The organism is Prosthecobacter sp. (genome assembly GCF_044222345.1).
Taxonomy (GTDB): Bacteria; Verrucomicrobiota; Verrucomicrobiia; order Verrucomicrobiales; family Verrucomicrobiaceae; genus Prosthecobacter.
The window spans coordinates 20679-39149 of sequence record NZ_JBGANL010000022.1; the positions used below are offsets into that span (position 1 = coordinate 20679).

The following is an 18471-nucleotide window of genomic DNA, read 5'->3' on the forward strand; positions in this document are numbered from 1 at the left end:
CGGACAAACTGCATTGATGCGCAAGCCACGCCCCCAATAGGCAGAAAGAATCATTCAGTCAGAATGAGCGGGTAATAACGGAGCTGTGCCCGGCAGCCACCCCAACCCCATCCCCATTCATGAAAGCAATGATACCACATGATAACCGTTTCCACGGCATTAATTTCCGCTCCGGCGTTGCAGTGCAGCCCCCCCGGGTCGGGCGCTCGCTCCTGGCATTGCTGATCGGGATTCTGGTGCTGTCCCTGCTCGGCAGCCTCAATGCACAGACGCATAGTTCCATTGGCAACTGGACCTTGAACAACAATGGCAGCTGGAGCCTGACCACCAACTGGGGCAACCTCGATGGCGGCTCCGACTACCCCAGCGGCCAGGACGCTTTTGCAAACTTCAGCACCATCAACATCTCGGCCAATCGCACCATCACGCTGGATGTGCCGGTGACTCTGGGAGACCTGAGCATCGGCGACAGTTCAGGAGGTCAGAGCTACACCATTCAAGGCGGCACCCTGACGTTTGATTCTTCGGGCGGCATCTCCTCCATCACCAAAACCGACGGCGGTGGCAATGACACCATCTCCTCCGCCATCGTGCTCAATAACGAGCTCGACATCACGAACTTCGACGTCTCGAACAGCCAGGGCCTGCTCCTCACCGGTGTCATCTCCGGCGGCACCGCAGGCCAGGTGACGATCAAATTCAGCGATGTCTCAGCGCCCGGTGCGGATGGTTCCTTGAACTTCTTGTACCTCAGCAATGGCAGCAATTCCTTCCTGGGCCAGGTCGTGGTCGATTCAGGCCTGCTGCGTTATGAGGCCAACCCGCGCTCAGCCGGTGCCCGCGGCGTGGGCAATGAGACCATCGCCATGGGTGAAGGCGGCATCGATTTGCGCGACCAGGATTTCAACTATCAGTCCGACGACACGGAAATTTTCAAAATCGCCGGACGCGGGCCCAACGGCCTTGGCGCTTTGCGCAACACCGCAGGCACCGCCTTCCTCTCCCACCTTGTGCTCACGGATGACGCGGTGGTGGATTCGCAGGGAACGATGGTGCTGGAGCGCCGGCTCAATACGGCGGGCGATGCAGGCATCGCGCCCATCCTGGATTTCGGCGTCAAGAATATGACGAAGATCGGTGCCGGTGACTTCATCATTCGCGGGGTGGATGTGTTGAATGCAAACGGTGCCTCACTGACGGTGAATGAAGGGGAGGTGCGCTTCGAATCCCGCGGGCTGCTCAGCGGCACCGGCGCATCCACCGGCATCAATCTGGACGGCCTGACGGTGAACCTCGCCTACAACCGGAATCCTTACGACAATGTTGATCTGGCCAATGGCAGCCGCACCACCTCGGATCTCTTTGGCGTCAATCTTTTCCAGACAGCCCTTCAGGGCAACACGGTGATTGATGCGCGTTTTTCCGTCGGTTCCTACTGGGGCGCCAGTGTCGCCAATACGGGCACCCTGGCGGAGCAGTCCAAGGAAACGCTGACCTTTGACAGCATGATCTTCAACTTCAACAACGGCGTGTTTCAGCGTGAGGGGAACGGCGAGGTGGGCCGCACGTTTGACCACATCTTCACGAACGTCACGATCAATCTCGTCGGCGGCGGCATCGCCCCAGATGCGAGGGGCAATGGCAATCTCTTTGACCTCAGTGGCGGCTCCAGCGGTTACAACAGCACCACCGGCACCTTTGACCATCCGGGGGTGACGCAGTTTGACGGCGTGTTTGACAACATGACCGGCACCAACGCCGGCACGGGTTTCACCGTCCGTGGCTCCCGTGAGCTGCGCATCACGGGCAACAGCACGAATTTTAACGGGGACATCCTCATCAAGCAGCCGACCGGCCGCTGGATCAGCAACTCCTTTGACCGCGGCAACGGGGGGCAGGCGGGATCGGTGTATTTCAACATGTCGCTGACCGGTGCCAATGGCAGCTTCAACCAGGCCAGCTCCATCACCCTCACGCGCTGGGGATCGCTGGCCCTGCTGAACAACTCCGCCAATGCAGTCTATGCCAGCGCGAACAACGACGACCGCCTCAACGACGCAGGCTTCACCAATCTCCGCAACGGCTACCTGCTGCTGGAAACGGACACCACCGTCACCAATCAGGAAAACTTCGGCCATGTGGTCGCGGATTACGGCACCAGCGTGCTCTACCTCGACACCCGTGCCGGTGGCCGCTTTGATGGTTCGTTCCAGACCTTCACGCGCAACAACGGGGGCGTGCTGAAAATTTACGGCACCAACCCGTCCCACACCTGGGGCACCGGAAGTGGCGACGATCGTATTGCCATCAATGACACCACCGGGATCGTCACTGTCGGTGCCAATGCCCCGGGCACCACCTCCCAGAAGATCGTGCTCGGCCTGTTTGGCGGCGTGGTCCCCACCCTGCAGACGCCCACCATCGGCAGCTACACCCGGCCGCTGGAGTCCGTGCAGGGCAGCTACATGTACAGCGGTGGTGGCACCGGCCTGATGACCCTTGACGGTGGATTTCTGCGTCCGCTGACCGCTGCGGAGTATGACACCGCCTTGAATCCAACCGCCGGCACCAACTGGCTCGTGAACCGGTACATCGCTCCCGTGACAGGGGTGGAAAACTACGGCGACGTGAACAATTACTCGGGCCGCAATGTCACCACGGACACAGCCGTCAACTCCCTCACCGTGAGTTTTGATGCCGTCGCTTCAGGACAGGTCGTGGGCACATCCACCAAGGACTTCATCATCATCGAGCAGGGCAAAACGCTCAAGATCAACTCCGGGGTTATCAATCTCACCAGCTTCGTCGAGTCCACCAGTGCCAACATGGAGGCCGTGATCCGGGGCGGCTTCCTCGACATGAACGGCGGCGTGGCGTTGATCAATTCCAATGCCCTCTGGCACGACCTCGACCGTGATACGGTGAACTGGTATGAATTCATGACGGGCAACAGCTCCTACATCCGCTCTCACATCGTGAACGTGACTGATTTTGTCCGGACCGGCCGTAACACCCTCTATCTGGACACCTGGAACTCCTTCACCGGCAACATCTACAGCAGTGACCAGGGGGCGCTGAATGTGCGTCATGCGGGGGCGCTGGGTGCTGGTGGCCCCGGCCGCGAAGTGCAGCTCGGTGGGAATTCGGCATTGCTGCTCGAATACGGCACCAACATCACCGGCATCAATCTGCGTGCGACCAACACCTTCCAAGGATCTCCCACCGTTCTGCGGGCTGATGGGGCCACGCACAGCACCTGGGGCGGGGATGTGATTTTGGATGTCGCGGATGCTGCGGGCAGTTCAGAATTTCAGTCCTACACCATCACCTCCCGCAACAACGGCACGCTCTCCGTTTATGGCAATATCTACACCGACAACAATGCCAGCCTGACGGACAGTGACGCCTACGCGGATCCCCCCGTTGTCACCACCAGCTTCGGCGAGTCCTACACTGTCAATCTGCGTGGCCAGTTCCGTGACGTCGCCACCGGCAATCTCGGCACAGATCCGGCGAATGCCGCCATCACCTCCATCTACCGCACCGGAGACTCCGCCACCCGCCTGGATACAAATCATTCCCTGCGCTTTCAGATTTCCGGCCATGATGAGGGCAATGTGAATGTCTTCCAGCAGTGGGATGCCACGGGTCGTCTGGACCTCAATCGCGGCTACTTCCGCATCATGTACGATCCCAATGCCGCCGGCAATGACGGCACGGGCTTCCTCACGGATGGGGCGGACGCACTCATTCAGGGCAACGACTACTGGACACGTCTGGCGCTCGGTGTTGACAGCACCAACAACTCCGGCACCTACCACTCGCACATGATGCTCACCCGTGACGGTCAGGTCATGAACTGGTCAAACCAGATCTATGTGTACAACAACAACCGCGACGGCACGATCAGCATCGGTGGTGAAAACACCAGCGGCAACGTTTACATCGGCTCCCAGGACGGGGCGGCCAGCTACAGCATCTATTTTGAAAACCAGGGCGGGGACCGCGACCTGCGCTTCCTGCAGGCACGCGGCGGCAGCACGGTGGTCAATGCCCGTCTTTATGACAATGGCACGGGGGTGAACTCCATCGCCACCGTCGTCGGCCCTGGCACCGTCATCTTCAATGCAAACGCCGTCGGTGCCTCCACCGTGGAGCGCTGGAACTTCATGGGCGGTGAGGCCGTCTGGCAGGCCAATCCCACCAGCGGCAGCCTGCTGGGGGACAACCGCTTCGGCGTCACCACCGCCCAGGCCCTCTTTGGCGGCGGCTCGCTCACCTACATCGGAGATACGTTGGCCAATCGCACGGAGAACCTCACCGGCAATTTCCGCCTGCTCAATGGCGAATCCGGCATCAGCATCATCGCCGGTGCGGGCCGCACCAACACGCTCAACTTCGGCGCTGCGGCCGCTGTCTTCACCAAAAACCAAGGCGCGACGCTGCGCTTCACCGAGGGCGGTGCGGGCACCGCATCCATCACCCTCCAGGCCACGGGGCTCACCAGCACCGGCATCATGTCTTATGCCACGTATGGCACCACTCCTGGTGTGGTGAATGATTTCGCCAGCAACGGCGCCTCGGGGGCCATCGCTGCATTCAGCGGCTATGTGACGGGTGCTGCCGAAAGCGATTTCGCCAGCGGCAACACCGTGGACGTCACCTCGGATGTCAGCTTCAGCGCCGCAGCCGCGCCGGACAACCTGCGCTTCAACGCACCGGTGAATCTGACGCTCGACGGCCAGACGATGACCCTCGGCGGCGGGGCGGTCTTGATCACCTCCAGCAACAGCGGCGCCAGCAGCATCAGCGGCGGTGCTCTCACCAGCACCTTCGATGGCAATCTTGGCGGTGCAGGCACTCTCAGCGACCTGATGATTCACAATTACGGCACGGGCTCCCTCACCATCGGCGCCACCCTCACCGACAGTGGTGCAGGCAAGGTAAACCTTGTCCTGGGCGGCACGGGCACCACCATCCTCACGGCGGCCAATGCCAACACCGGGGAGATCTACCTCAACAACGGCGTGCTCAGCATTTCGAGCGAGAGCAATCTCGGCACCATCAATGGCAGCATCGTTGATCTCGTTCGCGTGAACAACGGTGGCAACGGCAATTCAGGCCTCACCTCCGCCTATTCCGCCAACACCAATGCCCCCATCCTTTTCACCACGGCCAATGCGCCCACCACCGCCGCCGTCGGCACCTTCAATTCCAACACCACCGTCGTCACCGCCACGTCCTTGACCAGCGGCGGTTCCGGCTACACCACCGGCGTCTGGGCAAACTTGGATGACCCGAACAGAACAACGGAAAATCCGGCCGGTGTCTGGGCCATCCTCAACAGCGGCAATCTTCACTTTAACGGCGGCACGCTGGCGGTGACGCAGGATGTCACGCTGGACGGCGCGCGCACCTTGTTCCTGGGGGCCAATGGCGCCTCCCTCGACGTGGCCTCTGGCAAGACCCTCACCATCAACGGCTACATCACCAGCGAGATCAGCCAGATCAGCGCGGCGAATGGCTACACGGCCAGTCATCTGGGCGGCGTGGATGACCCGGCCAGCAACGGCAATCCCGACATTGGAGATCTCACCATCCAGGGCGGCGGCACCGTGGTGCTCACAGGGGCGCCGGACAACACCATCCGCTCCAACATGATGAACACCTACGGCGGTCTCACCCGGATCAATGAAGGCACGCTGAAAATTGCGGGCGCAGGCACCTCCGCCACGGGCGCGCTGGGCACGAACCGTTCCTGGATCGACGGCACGATCATCGGTGCAAACGGCACGCTGGAATTTGCCGCCACATCAGATCCCTCCGTCTATGAGTGGCTCACCCTCGGCGGCACCGGCTATCAGGGCCGCGGCGCTGTCCTGACCACCGGCACCGGGCGGGTGGTGCGTCTGAATGGCCAGATGGAGGTGAAAAGCCCCACCCTTTTCAACCTCGCCAGCACCAGCTATGGCTACATCCGGCTGGGTGAGTTTGGCGGCGCGCTCTATGGCAGCGGCGACATCCTCCGCACCGGGTCCAATGAATTCGGCTTTTACCTCAATGCCCCGGACTGGACCGGCCGCTTCCTCAGTGGCAGCGGCACCAGCCGTATCTCCGGGGTGGGCAATCTCCAGGGCATGCTGGGCATGGAGCTGGATCGCAATTCCTTCTTCTTGTACAGCGGCGGCAGCACCAGCATCGACGAATTCCGTGATCGTTTGAATGACAATCTGGTGATCACCAGCAATGGCTACACCCGCATGCGCATCGAAAACGGTGCAGGCGTGTTTTCCGGCATTGAAAAATCCGGCGTCGTCAATGTCACCGGCGGTGTCTTTGGCATTGAATTCGCCCTCGGCGGTGACGTCTTCAATGGGGCCGTGCGTCTGCAGGGGGACTATGCCGGCTGGCACTTCACCGACATCGTGCGCAATCAGGGCACCGTCGTCATGGTGCGTAATTTCGACCCCGGCATGGACATCTCCTCCGGTGTCACGGATCTTGCCAACCGTGCTCTCGTGCTGGTGGACAACGCACCCACGCTCAGCGGCACAGGAGACGGCACCAATGGAAACACCGCCATCATCGCGGGCTTCTTCGGCGGCACCCGGCCTACGCTGCTGAACACGACCACCGGCATCGCCTGGGATGAGGATCGCACCTCGCGCTTCCTGATGACTTCGGTGCTCAGCACAAATCCCATCACAGGTGCGCCGGTGTATTACCTCCGCCCGCTTTCGGACGCCCCGGGTTCCACCGACTACAAGATCGTCAACGACGCCGGCACCACCGCCGCCACCGCCGGACCGCTGGATCTCACCACGGCAGGCATCAATGCGGATCAAAACGTGCGGTTCGTCGGCATCACCGATGACGCCATCGGCCACGGTTTCACCTCCCGCATCAATTCCATCCTCACCCTGGACTCGGTGCTGGAGACCAACTCCGTGACCTTCGCCACCGATGCAACCGCCAGCAATGTCAATGGCGCGGGCAATCAGGTGAATCTCATGATGACGCAGGGCGGGACTTTGAAGATCAACTCCGGCGTGCTGATGTTCGCGAACATCGGCACCATGGACCGGCTGGGCGCCGCCTCAAACACCGGCGTCAATCTCGACATCAACAACTACATCATCGGCGGGAACCTCGACTTCAACGGCAGGGAGGCGATCATTTACGCCGGCAGCGAATGGGCGCAGTACAACGTCTCCGGCAACACCGCCTACAACAACGCGGATGGCGACAACACCACCGCCATCATCCGCACCAGCATCTACAACACAGGCGGCCATGGCCTGACCAAAACAGGCGGCTCCAGCGTGACTCTGGAAGCCGCCAACTACTACACCGGTGACACCACCGTGAACTATGGCAACCTCTATGCACGCCATGATCAGGCCCTGGGCCAGAGCACCCGGCTCAATGTCACCGGCGGCGGCAATTTCATCCTGGGCTACAATGCGCGCATCATGGGCGTGGATCTCTACGTCGGCCAGATCTCCGGCAACAATCTGGCCCTCTACGCAGAGGGTGACGGCACCGAATGGGGCGGCAATGTGATCATCGACAACGTGGACTCCACCGGCAGTGCCGGCGGCATCACGCGGAATTTTGTGCCGCGTATTCAGGCGGCCAGCTCCAACACCGTCATGCACATCAATGGCAACATCTATGGCGGGGACACTGTGGTGTCTCCCGGCGCCCAGGCCACCTCCCGCGTGTTCACCACCTATACCGGTGCCTCCCTCACCACGCTGGATTTCATGGGGCAGATCCGTGACAAGTCCACCGGCGCGGTGGACCTCAGCGGCGGACACACCCTCAATGATGCGCTGCGCATGGAAGTGGCCGCCACCACCGACACCGCCAATGTGCATCTCTACCAGCAGTATGACGCTGCCGGGCGCATCAGCATCGTGCGCGGGGTGCTGCGCTACATGGGCGCCGGAAATTTCTACAGCGACGCGGCCGCTCTGGCGATGGACCCGGACAGCGATCTCTCAGGCTTCCAGATGGGCGGACGCTCGCTCATCGACAGCGGCGTGGGCATTGGTGCGTCGGACGTCTCCTTCTTCCTGCACAATGATGGCACCAGTTTCAATCTCTCCAGCTGGAATGTCGGAGTGGACACCACGGATCCGAACAACAGCCTCGGCAACAGCAATTACGGCTTTGGCAATACCACGGGGGACACCAGCCTCGGCGGTGAAAACATCAGCGGCACCATCACCTTTGGCACCGGCGCCGGCAGCATCCGCTTCACCCAGGCCTCCACGCTCTATGACCGCAATTTGAACCTCTACGCCGCACGCGGCGGCGCCGTGGACATGAAGGTGAATTTCCTCGACGGCGGCGACTTCGTGAACTCCTCCATCACCAAGGTGGGCGCGGGCACCGTGCGGCTGCTCGGCTCCAGCGCAGGAGACAGCACGGTGGAATCTCTCAAGATGCTCGGCGGCACTCTGATGCTGACCGGCTACGATGTGAATGCCAGCCGCCGCGTCGGCAATGGTGCCGCTCTCACGCTCAGCGGCGGCTATCTCATCGTGGATGCCACCGCAGGAACGGCGCTGGAAAACTTCGGCGACCTCACCCTGAATTCCGGCGGCTCACGCCTTGCCGTGCGCGGCAATGCCACGGTGAACATCAGCTCCACCCTCGCGCTGAATCCTGCCTCGGGTGTCACCATGGCGTTCGTGGAAAACAACGGCGGCGTCATCAACATCTCCGCTCCCGGCCTCACCACCACGGACGGCGCCCGCTTCGGTTACTGGGCGGTTTATGGCAATGCCCTCGGTCAGGTGACCGACTGGGCCGCGCGCGAAGGCACCACGGGAGTCAAAGCCTTCACCGCCTATGACGTGAACACCTTCGCCAGCGGCAACAACACGGCGGTCACCACCTCGGCCACACTCGGCGGCCCCACGGCCACAAATTCCATCAAGTTTGCGGCCGCCGCAGATTTGAATCTCGGGGGCAGCACCCTCACGGTGGAAAACGGCGGCATGCTCGTCAGCTACGCCGCCGGTGGCGCGGTGAACATCACCAACGGCACTCTCACCCGCAGCGGGGCAGGGGACATCCTCCTGCACAATTACGGCTCCGGCATCACCACCATCGGGGCAAACATCACCAACAGCGGGGCCGGAGTGGTGAACCTTGTGACTGGCGGCGTCGGCACGACCGTCCTCACCGGCAGCAACAGCTACACGGGGGACACCTACATCAATGGCGGCACATTGCAGATCTCCAGCGAGTCGCAGCTCGGCGGCATCAGTGGCAGCATCACCCGGCTGGTGCGTGAGTACAACGGCACCAACGCCGGTGTGAGCGTGACCAACGGGCCGCTCTTTTTCATCGGCGGTGGCGGCGGTTCCGGTGCGGCGGGCCTCTTCACGACGAACAGCAGCCAGAATGTGACAGCGACGACGCTGACCAATGGCGGCTCTGGCTACACCAGCGGCGTCTACGTGAACACCAATTCGGGCGGGACTGGCAATGTTGGCATCTGGGCCATCCTCGACAGCGGCAATCTCCACATCGATGGCGGCACGCTGGCCGTCACGGATGACATCACCCTGAATGGCGCGCGCACCATCTTCCTCGGTGCCAGCGCCGCCACCTTCAATGTGGCCGCCGGCAAGTCGCTCACCATCAACGGCTACATCACCAGCGATGTCACCAACCTGCCCCCGGGAGATGATCCCATCGATCTGACCCGTCCTCTGATCGGTGGTCTGGCCGTCGAAGGTGGCGGCACCCTGGTGCTCACCGGCGCGCCCGACAACACGCTCCGTGAGAACATGTACAATGGCTACAATGCCCTGACCATGATCAACAACGGCACCATCAAGATCTCCGGTCTTGCCTCTTCCGCGTCCAATGCACTGGGCACCTACAACGGCTGGGTGGACAGCACCTACATCGGGCCAAACGGCAGCCTGCTTCTGAATGTGACGAATGCAGACATCGGCCTCTACGAATGGCTCACGCTGGACGGCCAGGGCTATCAGGGCGGCGGCACCTTCCAGACTGTCACCGGCAACACCGGCACCACACGCGCCTACTATCTGCGCGGCCAGATCAATGTGCTCAGCGATGCCCTGTTCAACCTCCGCAACGGCAGCAACATCTACCTCAACAACGGCGGCGGCGAGACCTACGGCTCCGCCAGCATCATCAAGATTGGCCAGGGGGAATTCCGCTTCTATTCGAACGAATCAAATTTCACCGGCAGCTACATCAATGCCTCAGGAACCGTTCGTGTGTATGACGCCGGACGCATCATGGGCATGGCCAGCATGACCCTGGAGCGCAACAGCTTCCTCGGCCTGAACAACGACAGCACCGGCGCGGATGAAACACGCAGCCGTTTGGGGGATGACATGCCCATTTACGCGAATGGCTACGTGCGCATGCGCATGGAAGGCCCCGCCGGGGTCTTCTCAGGCATCGAAAAACTCGGCGCTGCCAATGTGCTGGTCGGCCAGTTTGGCATCGAGGCTGACATGGGCGCGACTCTCTCTGGCGGCGCACCCGTGCTGAAAGGCGAATATGTCGGCTTCCACTTCACGGAAATCGTGCGCAATCCCGGCGCCAGCGTGCAGCTGCGCCTTCTTGATTCCGGCACCTCGTTTGCCGGCAAGGACTTCAACGCCGCCGTGCCCTCCAACTCGAACGGTAACATCTTCGTCGTCCAGGTCGACGTGCTGCCCACCCTCATCGGCACCGGTGACGGCACCAATGGCAACGCCGCCGTCGCCGTCGGCTTCTATGGCGGTGTCCGCCCGAACTGGTCCAATTTGGCGGGGACCGGCAACCTCTTCAATGAAGACTACATTGCCAACCGGTTGGTGACCGTGGACACCAACAGCGCGGGCGACCACTTCCTGCGTCCGCTCCTGGATTCCGAATACAAGGTCGTCGGCAGCCCGGACACCGCGCAGACCACCTCCATCCGCTTGGAGGACCAGGGCATCAGCGCTGATCAAAACCTCAAGATCGTCGGTGTCACCAGCGACAGCCTCGGAGCCAATGAATTTACCAGCCGTCGAAATTCCCTCCTCACACTGGGTGCCGATGCGGCGGATTGCACGGTGCCCGGGGGTGCCAGCATGGTCGTCAACTCGCTGACGTTTGCCTCGGAATCCTTCGTGTTGGACAACCGCTCCCCCAATACATCCAATTTTGGCGGCGGCTATGGGAACTGGACCTCATTGATCATCGCGGATGGTGGCACGCTCAAGATCAACTCTGGGATGATTCAGATGTACAACACCGGTGTGCAGAATGTGGGCGGCAATGTTTACAATCCCAACTGGAACCTGGACATCCGCAGCTCCCTTAACGGCGGCTCCACGGATTTCAACGGCATGGAGGCTCAGTTCAACATCGGCAGCATCTGGGCTCATTACAACACCTCGGACGCCATCAACGCCTACAGGGCCACCGACTTCGACAACAACTTCTTCTACATGAACTCCAGCATCGTCAACGCCACCGGCCTGACGAAGTCCGGCGGTTCTTCGCTGTACCTGAACTCCGTCAACTACTACACGGGACTCACCACCGTGAGTTATGGCACTATCTATGCCCGGCATGACAAGTCACTTGGAGCCAGCCCGCAGGTCCAGATCAACGGGTACGGCAATTTCGTGCTCGGGCTCGGCTCGCGCATCTCCGGTGTTGATCTCTACGTGGGCGCGATCAGCGGCGTGAACAACGCGCTCCAGATCGAGAACAACTCCGTCTGGGCCGGCAACATCATCATCGACAATGTGGACTCCGGCGGCGCCACGGCTTACGCACGCAGTTTCCTCCCGCGTATTTTCAGCAACACCACCGGCCTCGCCACCATCGAAGGAAACATCTACGGCGGTTCCACCGCCATTGGCTCCGGCGCCCGCACGGACTCACGCATCTTCAGCACCTACACCGGTGCATGGGGCCTGCTTTATCTCAATGGTGTGGTGCAGGACAATGCCGCAGGTGCTCTCACCGGCCCGATCGACATCCACACTCAGTCGCAGGTGCTGCGCATGGAAGTCACCGCCAACAACGATGAATCAGCCGTGCAGATCGGCCAGCAGTACAATGCCGCCGGCCGCATCAACATCAACCGTGGTGCGCTCTACTACTCCGGGAACGGAGATTTCTACACCGCTGCCGCCGCCGCCACGGTCAACTCCGCTCCTTTGAATTCGATGATCGGCCTGCAGATGGGCGGCCGGTCGCTCACATCAGACAGCGGCCGCGGTGCCGCGAATCTGGCTTTCTTCCTGCTCAATGCCGGCTCCAAGTTCAACCTCAGCACCTGGCAGGTGGGTGTGGACACCAGCGACCCGGACAACCTCGCGGGGAACTACGTGTATGGTGAAGGCAACACCACCGGCAACACGACTCTGGGCGGTGTGAACACCTTGGGTGCGGTGAGCTTTGGCATGGGAGACGGCAGCATCATTTTCACCAACGGGACCACGACCTACACACGCGACCTCAGCCTGTTCGCGGCCAAGGGCGGCACCGTGAACCTCAATGTGAATCTGCTGGATGGCGGCGCTCTGGTGAACTCCTCCATCACCAAGCAGGGCGGGGGACAGGTCAATCTGCTCGGCTCCACCGCTGGTGACAGCACCGTGGAAGGCGTGAACGTCATGGGGGGCATTCTCGCCCTCGCCGGTTATGACACGAATCTGAACCGCCGTGTCGGCAATGGCGCCTACCTCACCCTCGCGGGCGGCACCCTCGCCATGGATGGCAGCGGTGCCTCGTTCACGGAAAACTTCGGCAGCCTCAAGCTCAACCAGGGCGGCAACGCGATCGCCGTCATCGGCAATGGCGTCAGCAGCTTCGGCACCCTCAGCATCGCGGGCTCCTCCATCACCCGCGCAGCAGCCGGCACCATCCACTTCCAGTCCATCGCTGGTGGCATCATGAATTTTTCCAACGCCGCCATGAAGAGCAAGGCGCGCATCGGTTCCTACGCGACCTATGGCGCCAATGCTGCCAATACCGCCTTCGCCACCGACTGGGCCGCGACGGATGCCGCAGGCAATGTCGTCGCCTACACCGGCTACTCCGCCAACAGCTTCGGCACCGGCTTGCAGACGGACGTCCAGAGCGCCGGGCTCGCCGCGGCCACCACGAATTCGATCCGCTTCGACACGGCGGCGGGCACCATCACCAGCGGCACGCTCACCCTGAATGAAGGCGGCCTTCTCATCACCAGCAACTACACCGGCGGCACCCCCATCGCCGCAGGCGTGGGACTGACCACCGCTGGCAGCGGGATCGACCTGCTGATCCACAACTACGCCTCCGGCCTCGTCAATTTCGATGGCAGCATCACCGGCGCACAGAACGTTGTTTTCACCGGCACCGGCGGGCTCGCCTTCACTTCACCCAGCAGCGTCAGCAGTTCCGTGGTCAGCAGCACCACGGTCAGCAATTCCTACACCGTCACCGTGGGCAGCACGGCTGGACTGACGGCGGGCATGGATGTGAGCGGGGTGGGGATCGCCGCAGGCACAAAGATCCTCAGCATCACCAATGGCACCACCCTCGTGCTCACCAAGCTGGTGACCGCCCCCGGCACCAACAACCTCACCTATTCCACCACATCCTACACCCCCGCAAACACCTACACCGGTGCCACCCACGTCACCGGGGCGGCTTCCGTTTCATTCAACGATGTCGGCGCGTTTGGCTCCACCTCCGGATTCTTCCTCAATGGCGGCACGCTGAACTACTCCGGGATCGGTGCCTCCAGCGCCGCGCTCACGCAGCACATCACGCTCGGCGGCAACAACGGCATTTTGAGTGTCTCTGATGCGGGCAGCACCCTCGTCATCCGCGGCTCCACGACCAACCAGATCTCCTCCGAGACCAGCAACATCATCGCCGCCTACGGCTCCAACAATCCCAACGCCGGTGGTCTGCAGATCGTCGGCTCAGGCACGGTGCAGTTCGGTGACCGCAGCGGATTCTTCAACAGCACTACCGAAGATCTTCTCGGCGTGGTCAACAACTACACAGGTCTCACGATCCTCGGGGACGGTGTCAACGCCCTGCGGGTGGACATCCAGGGCAAGGGCAACAGCAACTCCCAGTACGCTCCATTCGGCACCACCCAGTCCTGGGCGGATGGCACCATCATCAAGAACAACGTCACCGTCGAGTTCTCCATGGTCCGCGATGCCAACCGCACCGGGCAGCTGCGCTTCCGCGAGTGGTTCCAGATCGGTGAGAAAGCGGGTGATCAAATCCTCTTCGACGGCAGCACCCAGCGCCAGCCCACCTTCGACGGCATCCTCAACATCATCGGTGATCTGACCTTCCAGACCCAGGGAAACCGCTATGGCGATGCCGGCAGCACCGGCAACTCCGAATACCTCATCAATCCCAATGAAGGCGGCATCATGGGCACCGGCAACATCATCAAGCTCGGCGACGGCAACCTCCGTTTCTACACCCCCATGCATGAGTGGACGGGCGATCTCGACATCCAGGACGGCTTCCTCAGCCTGCAGATGAATTCCGGCGCGATGTTCAACCCGACCGGCAAGATTTACTTTGGTGATGCGGCGAAGGTTCAAACCTCCGCGATCCAGATGCGCATCGAAAACCGCTTCTACGGCAACAACACCATCGGCCTCGACGCGCCGAACATGGACCTGACCGTCAACCGTGACATCATCGTCAGGGATGGCATCAAGCAGCTGGTCAGCATTGCCGCAGGCTATCTGCCCACCGGCGGCACGATTCATTTCACCAATCAAATCAACGTGGGCAGCGGTTCATCAAGCTATGTCCGCTTCTACTATGAGGATACCAGCAACCTGGATGTCAATCTCACCGGTAATGTGCAGCAGACGGTCTTTGACATTACCGGCAGCATCGTCGGATCCAACGCCATCTACCTCGACGGTAACAATGCCGGCACCCTCGCCAATGGCGCGACCTTCACCGTCTGGATGCGCGGTGACAATTCGGGCTACAATGGTGTCATCACCATCGGCAACGACAACGGAATTGTGGCCAACCTGGGGCGCAATGCCACCTTGCGCATCGGCAATGCGAATGCGCTGGGCACCAGTCAAAACGTGGGGTTCCGCAATTACGGCACCCTGCAGCTCGCTGGAAACAGCATGACCTTCACCAAAAATTTCCTCTTCACTGGCGGGGTGGGGATGGCAACATCGGCCGGCATCGAAAACGCCTCTGCGACTGCCGCGACCATCACCTTTGACTCGGGCACGCAGACCGGGCCGTCTTATCAGGACGTCGGTGTCGGACTGCGCAATGGTGTGGCGGGCGCGATCTTCGGCGGCGGCACAGCCGAGCTCTCCGTCGTGAAAATCGGCACGGGAGACACCGTGTTTGGTGCCGCCACAGGCGGCGGCGCTGTCGCTGACTCTTTCAGCAACTACACCGGCAACACGCTCGTGCAGGAGGGCACCTTGTATGCCGGCTCAAACAACGCCTTCTCGCCGAATTCCCGTTTCATCGTCAGTGACGGCGCGACTCTCAGCCCTTCTTGGACGGAGGCAGGCACGGGCTTCGATGTCACCATCGGCTCGCTCGTAGGTTCGGCTGGCGCTTCGGTGTACATTGATCAAGCCACGTTCAAAGTCGGTGGCGACAACACCCGGGATGCGGATTTCTCCGGCATCATCAGCGGTTTTAACAGCTTCTTCTACAAGGTCGGCGGCGGCGTGCAGACGCTCTCGGGGCTGAATACTTTCGGCGGCACCGTGGTGGTGGTTCAGGGCGGGCTCATTGGCGGCAATAACAGCGCCTTTGGCGACTCCACCAATTCCATCTATCTCGGGGGACTGCCCGGCCTGGCCAATGGTTTGCTGGGGGGCAAAGTGGAGCTGCTGCTTGCAGGCACCGCCTCTGAAGTGACGAACTCCGTGATCATGAATTCCACGGATGGCAATGACGAAGGCATCACGGTGATCGGTACCCGCGAGACCAGCGGCACCTATGGCTTTGGCCTTGGCGGCATGGTCTCTCTTTATCAAGATATTTCCACCAATGTGTTCTTTGAGGCGGATGGCGCCTCCACCTTCAAATTTGGCGACAGCGTGGCGGATGCGGGATTCTTTGCCATGACCAACGTGGTGAAGATCGGTGCGGGCACGGTGGAGCTTCGTGCGGCAAACAACTACGGTCGCTACGACACACTCGACCCCTACACCCCTCTGATCGGCGGCGAAGCGATCGACGGTGGCACCGTGATCCGTCATGGCACCCTCAGCCTGTTCGACAACCAGGCGCTCGCGGTGACGGTGGTGGAGCTGGGAGACACGCGGTATGACCTGAACAGCGCCTATCTGGCCACCACGAGCTCGCTCATCACCAAGACCACCGGCAGTTTTGATCCCGTCGGCAATGGTGCCAGCGGCGCCGGGACCGGAGCCTTCCTCAATGTCAATGCCGTGGTGGATGGCGTGACGATCACGGCAGCGGACGTGGGCAGGCGCATTCTGGTGAAGAATGAGAGCGATCACCCCGAGTACAACGGCGTCTATCAGGTCGTCAGCGTGGATGCCACCTGCGGCCAGATGAACCTCGTGCGCGTCGCTGACTTTGATGCATCAAGTGAAATGCGCTACGGCTCCAGCATCGCCATCACCGGCGGTCTGACGCAGGCCGGCCTGCAGTTCTTCCAGGCCTCTTCGGATGTGGCCAGCGTGAACACCGCCTCGACGGATCCGGTGCACTGGCTGCAGGACATTGCAGACGCCAGCATCGCCCTGCTTGCCGGCAACGGTGGCATGACCATTCTCAATAACATCGACATCAACGACACCAACGGCAGCGGCAGCACGACCCTTGGCGGCACCTTCACCAGCGGCACCTCTTACTTCAGCGGCAATGTGACGCTGCAGCATTCCACCCTCCCGGGCGTGGACAACATTCGCGAACTGACCCTCGTCTCCTCCTCGAATGATGATGCAGGGGGCGGTGAAAAAGGCGTGGTGATCTCCGGCGTCATTTCTGAAGCCTCGCCGGGGGATGTGCTGAGCGTGAACAAGCAGGGCTCCGGCACCGTGACCTTCACCAGTGACAACACCTACACCGGCAAGACCACCGTCACCGAAGGCACTCTGGCCCTGGCGGGTGACGGGGCCGTCTCCGGCACCAGCTGGATCGAGGTCAACAATGGGGCCTTCTTTGACTTCTCCAGCTCCAATGCGGTGGATATGACTTTCGACGGCCCCGTCAGTGGTTCCGGCACCGTGGTCACGGGGGCTGGCAGCCTCATCGTCGGCACCAATGGCGGTGCCGGAGTCCTGCGGCCCGGCATGTCTTCGGATCCTTCCAGCATCGGCACTGCGGGGAATGGCATCGGCGTGCTGACCGTGGATGGCAGCGTTGTGCTTGCAGGCAGCGCCAGCGGTGTGGATCGCCTGACTCTGCAGATGGGGGCCACCAATGGCGCGGACTACAATGACGCCGCCAATGTCGCCCTCCATATGGGAGCGGGAGATTTGACCGCCTACCTCAATTCGCAGGGCAGCTTCTACGACACGCACACCGGCGGCAATCATGACCGCCTCGTGGTCACCGGCTCCCTCACCCTGAACGCAGGTGGTCATGTCACCTTCACCAGCAGCCCCACCGACTACCAGCCGGTCATGGGAGACGTGTTCAACCTGATCGACTGGGCCACTCTGACGAACAACGGCTTTAATTTGGGGGCCGATGGTTTCAACCACCGTGGTGGCGGCCTGCTGGGGGATCTGGCCCTGCCGGATCTCAGTCTCTCCGGGCTGATTTATGACACCACCTTGTTCAACAGCTACGGCATTGTGGTCGTCGTCCCTGAGCCTGGGCGTATGCTCCTGCTGCTCATCGGTCTGACCACTTTGTTCTGCGGTCGTCGCCGCCGTCGTTGATCTTTGGTTGGAGGCTGGTTGCTGTGGCGTTGGACAAGCCTGCGGGCGCATAAGGAATGCGCCCGCAGGCTTTTTTCATGTGCTTCCAGGCGCATGGCTGCTGAAGAAGAGACTTCGTGTTCAGTGGGAGGCTTCAAGGCAGATCGGGCAGCCAATGCTTGCATGCCCGCCCTACGTAGGATGGGTGTGGCGACAGCCCGCCCGTCCATCAGCGTGTGTTAAACAGCATGGCACACGAGTTCCGCGGCTTCGAAGGACGCACTGCACCCCCCCCTTGCTGTCGGGCGGGCATCATTGCTGGGAGCGCCGATGTCCACATCGGCTCTGGCGAGCGTTCCTGCATCAGCGCCACGGAAACAAGATCACTGTCAATGGCGCGTGGTATAAAATCACACGCGATGATGATACATGGTAAATCATGCATGATCCCGCCATGGGCGGCGGTTGTTTGATTTTCCGCGTGAGCATCCTGCTCAGTGAGTTCTGAAAAAGGAGGTCGCTGAGCTCCCGGCAGGTGCCTCACCACAAGCCCGCACGAAGGAAAAAACACCGCCCCGCGCGG

1 protein-coding gene is annotated in these 18471 nt (G+C 61.3%); it reads left to right on the forward strand.

Annotated features, from left to right (window positions below; translation table 11 throughout):
- Positions 1–128 precede the first annotated feature (128 nt).
- The gene (locus ACILSL_RS13470) at positions 129–17909 is read left to right on the forward strand and encodes a beta strand repeat-containing protein (RefSeq protein WP_395732560.1); all 17781 of its coding nucleotides are present in this window, start codon (positions 129–131) and stop codon (positions 17907–17909) included.
- Positions 17910–18471: the final 562 nt, after the last annotated feature.

Coding starts and splice junctions, on each gene's coding strand:
- ACILSL_RS13470 (WP_395732560.1), top strand. CDS start 129: ATGATACCACATGATAACCGTTTCCACGGCATTAATTTCCGCTCCGGC.